The sequence below is a fragment of the Ruegeria sp. HKCCA5426 genome, assembly GCF_013034585.1.
Taxonomy (GTDB): domain Bacteria; phylum Pseudomonadota; class Alphaproteobacteria; order Rhodobacterales; family Rhodobacteraceae; genus Ruegeria.
In genome coordinates this window covers 125,622-136,182 of record NZ_WQGH01000011.1, presented here as the reverse complement: position 1 = coordinate 136,182, position 10,561 = coordinate 125,622, and the positions used below count along the sequence as shown (strand labels likewise).

General features: G+C 55.8%; 12 protein-coding genes. 9 read left to right on the top strand and 3 right to left on the bottom strand.

Annotated elements, in window-relative coordinates; all coding sequences use genetic code 11:
• Window positions 1–91 precede the first annotated feature (91 nt).
• The 3 genes from GOV87_RS17190 to pedF form a co-directional block, all read right to left on the bottom strand.
• Entirely contained in the window at window positions 92–649 is a 558-nt protein-coding gene (locus GOV87_RS17190) for a CoxG family protein (protein WP_171212593.1), read from the bottom strand.
• Window positions 650–720: 71 nt separating this feature from the next.
• Complete coding sequence (locus GOV87_RS17185) at window positions 721–1,617, bottom strand: ABC transporter substrate-binding protein (protein ID WP_171212592.1); 897 nt, start codon at window positions 1,615–1,617, stop codon at window positions 721–723.
• 17 nt (window positions 1,618–1,634) lie between these two features.
• Complete coding sequence (gene pedF, locus GOV87_RS17180; RefSeq protein WP_171126817.1) at window positions 1,635–2,315, bottom strand: cytochrome c-550 PedF; 681 nt, start codon at window positions 2,313–2,315, stop codon at window positions 1,635–1,637.
• Window positions 2,316–2,474: 159 nt separating this feature from the next.
• On the opposite strand from pedF, the gene GOV87_RS17175 reads away from it, so the two are divergent.
• The 9 genes from GOV87_RS17175 to GOV87_RS17135 all read left to right on the top strand — a co-directional run bounded on the left by GOV87_RS17175 (window position 2,475) and on the right by GOV87_RS17135 (window position 10,522).
• Entirely contained in the window at window positions 2,475–3,641 is a 1,167-nt protein-coding gene (locus GOV87_RS17175; protein ID WP_217360887.1) for an ABC transporter substrate-binding protein, read from the top strand.
• Window positions 3,642–3,646: 5 nt separating this feature from the next.
• Window positions 3,647–4,609: a YVTN family beta-propeller repeat protein gene (locus GOV87_RS17170; RefSeq protein ID WP_171212590.1), complete on the top strand. Its 963-nt coding sequence runs from the start codon at window positions 3,647–3,649 to the stop codon at window positions 4,607–4,609.
• A gap of 21 nt (window positions 4,610–4,630) precedes the next feature.
• On the top strand, window positions 4,631–5,083 hold the full coding sequence (locus GOV87_RS17165; protein WP_171212589.1) for a hypothetical protein: 453 nt from the start codon (window positions 4,631–4,633) through the stop codon (window positions 5,081–5,083).
• Window positions 5,080–5,799: an ABC transporter ATP-binding protein gene (locus GOV87_RS17160; protein ID WP_171212588.1), complete on the top strand. Its 720-nt coding sequence runs from the start codon at window positions 5,080–5,082 to the stop codon at window positions 5,797–5,799. Before GOV87_RS17165 ends, GOV87_RS17160 begins: the two co-directional genes overlap by 4 nt.
• Complete coding sequence (locus tag GOV87_RS17155; RefSeq protein ID WP_171212587.1) at window positions 5,796–6,587, top strand: ABC transporter permease; 792 nt, start codon at window positions 5,796–5,798, stop codon at window positions 6,585–6,587. Before GOV87_RS17160 ends, GOV87_RS17155 begins: the two co-directional genes overlap by 4 nt.
• Window positions 6,588–6,663: 76 nt before the next feature.
• On the top strand, window positions 6,664–7,203 hold the full coding sequence (locus tag GOV87_RS17150) for a tetratricopeptide repeat protein (protein WP_171212586.1): 540 nt from the start codon (window positions 6,664–6,666) through the stop codon (window positions 7,201–7,203).
• A 124-nt stretch (window positions 7,204–7,327) separates the two neighbouring features.
• The gene (locus tag GOV87_RS17145; RefSeq protein ID WP_371813535.1) at window positions 7,328–7,726 is read left to right on the top strand and encodes a cytochrome c family protein; all 399 of its coding nucleotides are present in this window, start codon (window positions 7,328–7,330) and stop codon (window positions 7,724–7,726) included.
• 206 nt (window positions 7,727–7,932) lie between these two features.
• Complete coding sequence (locus GOV87_RS17140) at window positions 7,933–9,699, top strand: PQQ-dependent methanol/ethanol family dehydrogenase (protein ID WP_171212585.1); 1,767 nt, start codon at window positions 7,933–7,935, stop codon at window positions 9,697–9,699.
• A 139-nt stretch (window positions 9,700–9,838) separates the two neighbouring features.
• Window positions 9,839–10,522, top strand: coding sequence for a response regulator transcription factor (locus GOV87_RS17135; RefSeq protein ID WP_171125722.1), 684 nt, complete (start codon window positions 9,839–9,841; stop codon window positions 10,520–10,522).
• Window positions 10,523–10,561: the final 39 nt, after the last annotated feature.

Genomic DNA, 10,561 nt, shown 5'->3' with positions numbered 1-10,561 from the left:
ACAACGTCCGACCCTCAACCTCACCGCTCACAGCTACGCCGTTCACAGTCATCGAAATCTTCATCAGATTTTCCTCCCTGTAATACTCAGCTCAACCACCGATCAGGCGCTTGAGCCATCCTTTCTTCTCTTCGGTTTGCGCGTCAGCTTGAACAGGCTCAGGCGTGGCCGCGGGTTGCGGCGCAGCGTCTGCTGTTTCGAGCTGAGGCTCTTCTTCAACCACATTCTGGAAGTTCTCAAAGAACTGGTCGGCCATTTTCTTGGCCACGCCGTCAATAACCCGCCCACCTAACTGGGCAAGCTTTCCGCCCACGCGCGCATCGACATTGTAAGACAGCAACGTGCCTTCCGGCACGTCGGACAGAGTGACGTCTGCGGCGCCCTTGGCAAAACCGGCGGCCCCCCCTTTGCCTTCACCCGACAACTTGACGCTTTCCTGATTGACCATGTCAGACAGGGTCACTTCACCCTTGAAAGTCGCCTTTACCGGGCCGACTTTCTGTACCACCGTAGCGGCAAAGCCATCCTCTGCCGTTCCCGACATTTCTTTGCAGCCGGGGACACATTCTTTCAGAACATCGGCTGACAACAAAGATTCCCAGACCTTGGAACGTGGTGCCGCGATGACGCGACTGTCATGAAGTTCCATGTCATTCCCTCCAGTATTTTTCGTTAAGTTAAGCGGTGATCCACTTGGTGCCTATAAGACCTTGGGTGTAGTCACCGAAGTTTCGGTGGCGAATGCGTCAGGCCGTGCGCCGCAAAAATCTGCTCGATCCGGCCATCCTGAAGCGCCGCATAAATCGCGTCATCCACTGCGTAGCTGAGACCGCGATAAGCGAAGTGAACTGCCACGCCGCTGGTCCAGGTGCTGACCGCAAAGCCGGGCAGGGGCGGGGTGTGAACATCCAATTCGGGTGTCAAACCAGCCTCAAGCTGGGCGCGTGGTCCCATGGACGCCATGGTTTCGCCTGCTGCCAATGCCTCCATCGCAAGACCTGCTGTTGGAAAGCGGCGCACATTTTGCGCAAGCTGACCGCCCGGAAAGGCCGACAGATAGAAATCGGCAATCGAGTCATTTTCGACCGCGACCGTGTCAAAACGGAAATAGGCAGGGACCGGCGGGTCATCAGGATACGCATCCTTGCGATAGGCGATGGCTATTTCTTCGTCGTGATACTGACCGGTGAACACAACCTGTTCCACGCGGCAGGCAAATTCGCTGTCGTAAGGAATGTGCAGCATCACATTGGCCACGCGCCCGTTGATCAGGGGACCTTTCCAGATCCAGTTGCGTAGATCGGCCTCAAGGTTTTCCCCGGCGGCGACTAGATTAAACCTGGCCTCGACCCCCAAGTCATCGGCAATCAGTTTGCCGATATCAATATCAACGCCCTGTATCTGGCCGTCTTTCTCAAAGGACCAAGGCGCAAAGTCTTCGTAAGCTGCGAACTCGATATATCCGCGCTCGACAATCGTATCGAGATCGGCCCCGACAATATCCCGGCTTGCATTCTGAGGTTTAGGTTGGGGCACATGATCCTCACACCTGGCCGATACCGTTCCGGCGGAAAGGGTTGCGGCCAACAGGGAGAAAACGAAAAGGTGTTTGATCATGTGCCCACTTTGCTGCGCTATTGCGCGGCAGACAATCCGATAGTCAATTGTTCGGCAGCTTCGGCAAAATCCGGGTTTTCGCCCGAGATCAGAACCGCAGCCCGCAAAGCGACGCTGTCAGCGACCGGAGCACCCGAACCCGTTTCGATCGTTTCAGCGATCTCATTGAGTTCGGACTTCAACGCCTCTGCGTCGCCTTCTCCGCCACCTGCCATATTGGTGAGAGTGTCGCGGATTTCCTTCAGGCGCTCGGCGTGATCTTCCAGCGCGCCGTCGTCGGGGCGCGTTTCAATATAAGTCCGTATGGCCCAGGCTGCTTTCTGCCCAAGTAGTTCACCGAACGCGGGCATCTTTGTGATCCCGTTTTGGGTGTAACCGTCGCGGAAGCGTTCGACGTACCATTCGTCACCGTATTCTTCGGCCTCCAGATAGCGCAGATCAGGGGCCAGACCGCCGGAAACCACTCCAAGACCGTGACAGCGCGCACAGTTCTGATTGTATCCGGAATCACCGATTTCGATCGCCGCTTGCCACACCTCTTCTCCCTTGTCGCGGTAAGGGTTTTCGATCAGCCATTCGTCACCCACCTCGGGCAGGGCGTCGGTGTTGACGGGTTGCGGGGCGACATCGCCATGAGCCAGTGCCATGCCCCCAGCGGCGACGGCGCCCAGAACGGCACTAAAGAAAACTAGACGCATCCTATCCTCCTTTACGATGCTTTTCCCGGTCATAGCGCAGCGGGAATCAGCGGGAAATTCGACCTTGGTTGCAGATCAGGCCAATGTTGCGACTAAGGTCCAATGGTACCGAGGCAAATCGGCGTTTTTTATTTGAACTGCCTGGGAGGAGGCATGGTAATGAAGACTTGTCTGAGTGTTGTCGCGGCATTGATAATGTTGCCGGGCGCGGTTTTGGCCGAGATTGCAATCTCGGTTACTTACCTGCAGCTTCAAGTTCCGCGCCCGCCGGTTTTGTCGAACCTCGACCCGCTGCCTGACGATCTGGGTATGGCCGGTGCTGAACTGGGCTTGGCTGACAATCTGACAACAGCGAAGTTTCTCGGCCATAAGTATGAACTTACAGTCGTGGCCGTGCCTGAAGGCGAAGACTGGCTGGGTGCCGCGCGGACTGCACTGAATGAAACACCTTTTGTGATTCTGGATGCGCCTGCGCAGGCGCAAATGGACGTCACGGACTTGCCCGAAGCGTCATCGGCCATATTATTCAACGCTTCTGCACCGGATGTGTTGATCAGAGAGGAGGAGTGCCGCGCAAATCTATTGCACACGCTGCCTTCTGACGTGATGCGAACCGATGCATTGGCGCAATTTCTGGTAAAGCGCCGATGGGACGATCTGGCTTTAATTACAGGTGAACATCCTGGTGATCTGGACTTTGCGGCCGCTTTAAAGCGATCATTGCAGAAGTTCCGCCTTGAGCTGAAGGCGGAAAAAACGTGGGCTTTTGATGCCGACCTTCGGCGTAATGCGTCGCAAGAAGTGCCCCTGTTTACGCAGGATTTCGGTGATTATGACGTATTGCTGGTTGCCGATGAACTGGGCGATTTTGGCCGTTATATTCCGTTCAACACGTGGGAGCCCAGACCAGTTGCAGGTTCCGAAGGGCTGAAGCCAGTGACGTGGTCCCGCGTGGTCGAGCAATGGGGCGCGGTCCAGATGCAGAATAGATTCGTTGATCAATCGGGACGGTCAATGATGCCCAGGGACTATGCCGCATGGGCGGCGTTCCGGTCCCTGGGAGAGGCGATAACGCGCACCAACTCGGCTGATCCTGCTGTTTTGCGGTCATATCTGCTGTCGGATGACTTTGAATTGGCGGGTTTCAAGGGACGCCCGATGAACTTTCGGGCATGGAATGGTCAGTTGCGCCAACCCATCCCCCTGGTGACGGATCGCGCCGTGGTTGCAATGGCGCCGCTCGAGGGGTTCCTTCACCAGCGCACCGAACTAGACACGCTGGGAATCGATCAGGGCGAAAGCCAGTGCCAGGCGTTTAAGGAGTAACTTCTATGAGACTGACTGCAATTGCCGCCGCGCTAACCATCTGCACCCCTGTTGCAGCGGATGAGATCTGGATCAGCAACGAGAAGGACGACACGCTCAGTGTTATTGATATCGACACGCTTGAGGTAATTCGCACCATCGAAACCGGAGAGCGTCCGCGGGGGATTACGTTCTCCAAGGATTTTTCGGTTTTGTACATCTGCGCCTCTGACAGTGATGCAGTACAGGTCATGGATCCGGAAACCGGTGAAATATTGCATGACCTGCCCTCGGGTGAGGACCCGGAACAGTTTGTACTGCATCCGAACGACCGTCATCTTTACATCGCAAACGAAGATGACGCGATTACAACGGTTGTCGATACGGAATCCCGTAAGGTCATTGCACAGATTGATGTAGGGATTGAGCCCGAAGGAATGGCAGTGTCACCGGACGGGAAGATCGCAATTACCACCTCGGAAACGACCAATATGGCCCATTGGATCAACACCGAAACGCAGGAGCTTTTCGCCAATACTCTGGTTGATTCACGCCCCCGCCACGCGGAATTCGTCAAGGACGGAACCGAGTTGTGGGTGAGTTCAGAGATTGGCGGCACTATCACTGTGTTTGACGTCGAAACCCAAACCGAAAAAGCCAAGATCGAATTCGAGGTTGAAGGTGTCCACCCGGACCGCGTTCAACCCGTGGGGTTTGAATTGTCAGAAGGTGATGAAACGGCCTTTGTCGCGCTGGGGCCGTCAAACCATGTCGCGGCTGTTAATGCCGAAACTTATGAAGTCGAGGATTACATCCTTGTCGGTCGCCGTGTCTGGCACATGGACTTCAATGCCGACAAATCGTTGCTGTTCACAACGAATGGAGTGTCAGGGGATGTAACCGTGATCGATGTCGCCAAGCGCGAGCCTGTCAAAACGATCAAGGTTGGTCGGTTCCCCTGGGGCGCTGCTTTCCGCCCAACCAACTGAACAATTGTAGGAGAAATTGAAATGAAGCGACTGGTACATGTGGCAGCCCTGCTTGCTTTGGCGTTGCCGACAACAGCCTTGGCCGACGACGAAGATGACGATAACGGCTTTGGTCTTGCCGGTTTGCTTTCGGCAAAGAACAAGGAAGACCTGCCACCGGTTATCTTGTCGGCCGGAGAACCTTTGGCAGACGCCCCTTGGGAGCTGAAATCAGGCACCTATTACGAGTTTGAAATTCAAGGCGACGGCAGTCAGGAACTGGCTATTGTCGGGCCCGAGTTCTTTCGGGCAATCTGGGTCGACGAAATCGTGGTCGAGGGGCTTGAGATCCGACCGTTGGGTGTTGATTCAATCGAGTTTGACGAAGCCGGTGAGATGGAAATAGGTTTTGTCGCTATCAAACCTGGCAGCTACTATCTGAAAGTGCCGGGCAGTACTGGCGAAACACAGAGGTTGGAGATTACCATTAAGTGACGGGGCTTTCGGTCCGAAATGTCAGCTACGCCTATGGCGAAAAACGCGCGTTGGATGATGTGAGCTTTCACGTTCCCCCAGGCGCGTTTTGTGCGTTACTGGGGCCAAACGGTGCTGGGAAATCAACCTTGTTTTCCCTTTTGACGCGTTTGATGACCACAAGTGGCGGGATGATCGAGATTGCGGGTTTCGACATTTCGAAACACCCGCGTCAAGCTTTGGCTCAGGTTGGTGTAGTCTTTCAGCAGCCCACTCTGGATTTGGATCTGACCGTCCGCCGAAACCTCAGCTATTTTGCGGCTCTTCATGGGTTATCAGGCCGAGAAGCTGAAAGCCGTATCGAAGCCGCGTTAGAGCGACTGGACATGGCAGAACGCATTGGGGAACGTGCGCGCGATCTTAACGGGGGGCACCGCCGAAGGCTGGAAATCGCCCGGTGCCTGATCCATTCGCCATCCGTTTTGTTGCTGGACGAGCCAACTGTCGGGTTGGATGCTGCCGCCCGAACCGCGATCACCAAACACGTTCATGACCTGTCCGCGCAGGAAGGCATGACCGTATTATGGGCCACGCATCTGACAGATGAGATTTCCACGGATGATCAGGTCGCCATCCTTCACAAAGGACGCCTTTTGCAACAGGGTTCAAGCCAAGAAATTACGAATGGCGCGCCTTTGAAGGACGTTTTCTTGTCGATGACTGGGGCCGTGGCATGAAGGCTGGCTTGATCGCACTTTGGGCAATCCTGTTGCGCGAGGCCTTGCGTTTTGTTCGACAGCGCAGCCGGTTCATCGCAGCATTGATACGCCCATTGGTCTGGCTGATTGTTTTTGCCGCCGGGTTTCGCGCGGCTTTGGGGCTTTCGATCACGCCGCCGTATCAGACCTACATCACCTACGAGATTTACATCGTGCCGGGCTTGTGCGGGATGATCCTGCTGTTCAACGGGATGCAAAGCTCTCTGAGTCTTGTTTACGACCGCGAAATGGGTTCGATGCGTTTGCTTTTGACCAGCCCGTTGACGCGATGGTGGTTGTTGTTCTGCCGGTTGCTTGCCAGCACGACGATTTCGATCTTGCAGGTCTATACTTTTCTGGCGGTGGCCGCGATCTATGGAATCGACATGCCGTGGAATGGATACATCTATGCCTTTCCGGCTTTGATTGTCGGAGGGCTGATGCTGGGTGCCCTTGGGTTGGCCCTATCTTCGGCAATCCGGCAGCTTGAGAATTTTGCGGGGGTGATGAACTTTGTCATCTTTCCGATGTTTTTCCTGTCTTCCGCTCTCTATCCGCTATGGAAAATGGCTGAAAGTTCAGCTTTGCTTAGGGATATCTGTGCCCTCAACCCTTTCACCCATGCCGTTGAACTGATCAGATTTGCACTTTACGGACAGTTCAATGCCGCTGCATTGGCCTGGACTGTACTTGCCGGGCTTGTGTTTCTGGGTCTGGCGCTGTGGGGCTATGACCCATCTCGCGGAATTAAGCGCAAGGCTGGCTGACGTCTTCTACGACCACAACACAAGTGAAATGACCTTTGGGATGCGGTACAGTATCAGGCAAACGGAGGTTTTTGTCATGATCCGTATCGCAATTGCTTTGCTGTTTCTGGGCGCGGCCGCCTCGGCCCAGACGGTCGAGGATGAGTTCGGCACGCTAAACCCGCAGGACATGGGCTTTGGTCGGGTCATGAGCAATATTGACAATGGCGTCACCGATATGACGACCTGCGCAACCGGCTATTACATCACCAAATCCGGCCGTCACGAGATGGCGCGCAAGCTGTTCGAAAGCTGCGCTAATGCCGGGTATACCAGCGCGATGACTTGGATGGGGCAGTTGGACAATAACGGGCTGGGCGGCGACTATGACCCCGACGCCGCCGCCGCATGGGACAAGCGCGCCTCTGATCTGGGCGATTCGGTAGGCAAGTTCAACTACGGCCTGAACTTGCTGCGTGGGCATGGGGTGGCGCAAGACCCCGAACTGGGCCGCGCCTATGTCGACGAGGCTGCCCGCGACGGTCTAAAAATCGCCAAACGTCTACAGGATTCGGGTTATGACCCCGACGAGGTCACGCCGGACGCAGACGAATGGAAATACGCGCCGCTGTTCTGAAACTGGCCCGCTTCCATCATTTTCTACGACCAAAGGATGAGGCAGCACGCCGGATTTCTTGATATGCGTCAAGCTGGGACTTCAAGGCGCTGATCTATATTCGGACAAACGTTCGGAGGATCAAGTGAAACACGCCATCCTATCCCTTGGCCTTGCCGCCTGCGGAGTCTCGTCCTCACCGGCAATTGCCCAATCCACCTTTGACCGCGTCAAGGTCAAGGCGGGGAAAACCCTGTTCTTCTCGGAATGCCGCCGCTGCCACGCACCGGACGCGACCGACCCCAGCTATGGCCCCCAGTTGGACGGGATCGTCGGGCGCCGGGCGGGCACTGTCGACGGCTATGAATATTCCGAGGCGCTTGCCGGGTCGGGCATTGTCTGGACACCGCCAGCCCTGCGCGCCTGGATGGAGGACAATGATGGGTTCATGCCCGGCACCAAGATGCGTCATATTGGGATCGAGGACCGCACCGTGCAGGACTTTATTCTGGCCTATCTCGGTAGCCTGTCAGACGACAATTGACTTAACCAGTTGCCGATAAAAGATAATCTGTCGGGACGCGCGACCCCGCGGGTTTTCTGATTTGTTGTTGAAATCTTTCTGGTCCGCCCTACGACCAATGTGCAATTCCAACACCGGTGTCCGCCTGCGAATAATACTCTCGCCAACAATCCCGACGCGTCGGAGATTCGGCGTGGAGGAAAGACATAAGTCTAGGGAGGACACCGATGAACCGGTTTATCATGGCCGCCGCCGCAAGCATTATCGCAACCGGCGCAGCCTATGCAGAAGTTACCGAAGACGATCTGGCCAATGATCAAACGATCACCACTCAGGTTGTAACCAACGGCATGGGCCGTCATTTGCAGCGCTACAGCCCGCTGGACACCTTGAACAAGGATAACGTCAAGAACCTGCTTCCGGCCTGGGCCTTCAGCCTCGGCGGCGAAAAGCAGCGCGGGCAGGAAACACAGCCGCTGATCTATGACGGGATGATGTATATCACCGGGTCATACTCGCGCCTTTATGCGATTGATCTGGAGACCGGCAAAGAGGTCTGGCAATACGACGCCCGCCTGCCCGAAGGCATTCTGCCCTGCTGCGACGTGGTCAACCGGGGTGCTGCCATCTATGGCGACAAGGTCATTTTCGGCACGCTGGACGCGCGGATTGTGGCGCTGAACAAAGACACGGGCGATGTGGTCTGGCGCGACAAGATCGCAGACTACAAAGCGGGCTATTCCTATACGGCGGCTCCGCTGATCGTGGACGGGCTGGTCATCACCGGCAACTCGGGCGGTGAGTTCGGCATCGTTGGCGCGGTTCAGGCGCGGGACGTCAATACCGGCGATCTGGTTTGGGAACGTCCAGTGATCGAAGGTCACATGGGCACGCTGAACGGCGAAGAAAGCACCATGACCGGTGAGCTGAACGCGACATGGCCCGGCGACATGTGGAAGACCGGTGGCGGCGCGACCTGGCTGGGCGGATCTTATGACGCGGATACCGATACGCTGGTCTTTGGCGCAGGCAACCCGGCCCCGTGGAATAGCTGGCTGCGCGATGCAGGTACACCGACCGAGGGCAACAAGGGTGACAACCTCTATGCTGCCAGCCGCATCGGGATCGACCCGAAAACCGGCGACATCAAATGGCATTTCCAGACCACCCCGCGCGAGGGTTGGGACTATGACGGCGTGAACGAGGTCGTCGCCTATACAGACCGTGAGGGGAACAAGCGCTATGCCACCGCCGACCGGAACGGGTATTTCTATGTCCTGAACCGTGAAGACGGCGCTTTTGTTTCGGCCACGCCATTCGTCAAGGACATCACCTGGTCAACGGGCGTGGATGAAACCGGTCGTCCGATCTTTGTCGAAGAAAACCGCCCCGGTGATCCTGCCTCGGCTGCGGATGGCAAGAAGGGTGAGGTGATCTTTGCCTCGCCGTCCTTCTTGGGCGGCAAGAACTGGATGCCGATGGCGTTCTCGCAGAATACCGGCAATTTCTATGTGCCTTCGAACGAATGGGGCATGGATATCTGGAACGAGCCGATCACCTACAAGAAAGGCGCTGCCTATCTGGGTGCGGGTTTTACCATCAAGCCGAACTATGAAGATCACATCGGCTCGCTCAAGGCGATCGACCCCGATACCGGCGAGTGGAAGTGGGAATACAAGAACGACGCTCCGCTGTGGTCTGGTGTGATGACCACTGCTGGCGGGCTTGTGTTCTTCGGCACCCCCGAAGGCGAGTTCATTGCGCTGGATGACGAAACCGGCGAGAAGCTGTGGTCGTTCCAGACCGGGTCCGGCATCGTTGGCCAGCCAGTGACTTGGGAACAGGACGGTGAGCAGTATGTCTCGATCATTTCCGGTTGGGGCGGCGCGGTTCCACTGTGGGGCGGAGAGGTGGCCAAGAAGGTCAACTATCTGAACCAGGGTGGTACCTTGTGGACCTTCAAACTGCCTAAAGAACTGGCGTCGGCGAACTGATCCGAAACCAGATGTATTCTGAACGCGCGCCTGATCCGGGCGCGCGTTTTTTTATTACGACCTTCCGCCAGTAGGCGACCTTCCTTTCAGTTGCTAGGATTTGCTAAATTGGGTCAACTTTTTGCAAAGGCCATTTCCTATGCTTGCAAATACCGCTGGACAGAGTGATTTCGAAATCGTTTTGATCATCGATGATCACCCTTTGTTTTGCGATGCACTCTCGATGACATTGCAAAGCGTCGCACATATCGGTGAAGTGCATACAGCCGACCGGCTTGAACAAGCTTTGGAGCTTGTCAAAGGTGGATTAAAGCCGGATGCGGTTTTGCTTGACTTGAACTTGCCAGATGTTGACGGGTTAGACGGCTTAATTCGTCTAAAGGCGGTGGCGAATGCGCCTGTAATCGTCGTATCGTCAATGACCGACAACAGGGTGATCAGCCAAGTGATTCACGCCGGCGCGTCGGGTTACGTTCCGAAACACAGCCAGCGGGATGTCTTCCGCACCGCGTTCGAAACCGTGCACGCAGGTAATGTGTTTCTGCCCGAAGGATGTGTGCTGATCAATCCGGACGACGAGAATGAACAAAGCGACGCCGTTGGTCGTCTGGCTACGTTAACCAATCAGCAATCGCGTATCCTTCAACTGATCTGTGAGGGTAAGTTGAACAAGCAGATTGCCTATGACCTTTCCATAGCTGAAACGACCGTCAAGGCGCATGTTACTGCAATCATGCGGAAATTGGGTGTTCAAAGCCGAACCCAGGCGGTTCTGATTGCCAAGAAAGCGTCCTTTGCCAGCGTCTTGCAAGAGCAGGGCTAACTTAATATCTTCAAATCTCGTCGTGCTTTAGGGAGGAGG